The organism is Vibrio sp. YT-19(2023), assembly GCF_033337395.1.
This window is the reverse complement of record NZ_JAWOQN010001245.1, coordinates 1-502: the sequence shown is the minus strand read 5'-3', so window position 1 is coordinate 502 and position 502 is coordinate 1. Positions and strand designations below refer to the sequence as shown.

The 502-nt window shown below is 47.2% G+C and carries 1 protein-coding gene; it reads left to right on the top strand.

From position 1 onward, the window contains the following. Positions 1-502, top strand: a 502-nt coding sequence (locus R7E78_RS31070) for a vitamin B12 dependent-methionine synthase activation domain-containing protein (RefSeq protein ID WP_318059265.1), incomplete at both ends; no start/stop codon positions are given.

Here is a 502-nt window from a genome sequence, read left to right as displayed (position 1 = left end):
TTGATCTTCCGCTTCTGATTGGTGGAGCTACCACATCCAAAGCGCACACCGCCGTTAAGATTGATCAGAACTACAAAAATCCGGTGGTTTACGTAAACAATGCGTCGCGCGCAGTAGGGGTTTGTTCGTCATTACTCTCCGATGAACGTCGACCTGCCTTTATAGAAAAACTGGATGCGGATTATGAGCGTGTTCGTGACCAACACAATCGTAAGAAGCCGCGTACTAAGCCTGTCACTTTAGAACAAGCGCGTGCAAATAAAGTCGCGATAGATTGGGATGCATACACGCCACCAGTTCCTGCAAAAACAGGCCTTCATATTTTCGATGATTTTGATGTCGCAACCTTACGCAAGTATATCGACTGGACGCCGTTTTTCATGACGTGGTCGCTGGTAGGAAAATACCCGACAATCTTCAAACATGAAGAGGTGGGTGAGGAGGCTCAGCGTCTGTTCCATGATGCCAATGAGTTGCTTGATCGAGTTGAACGTGAAGGATT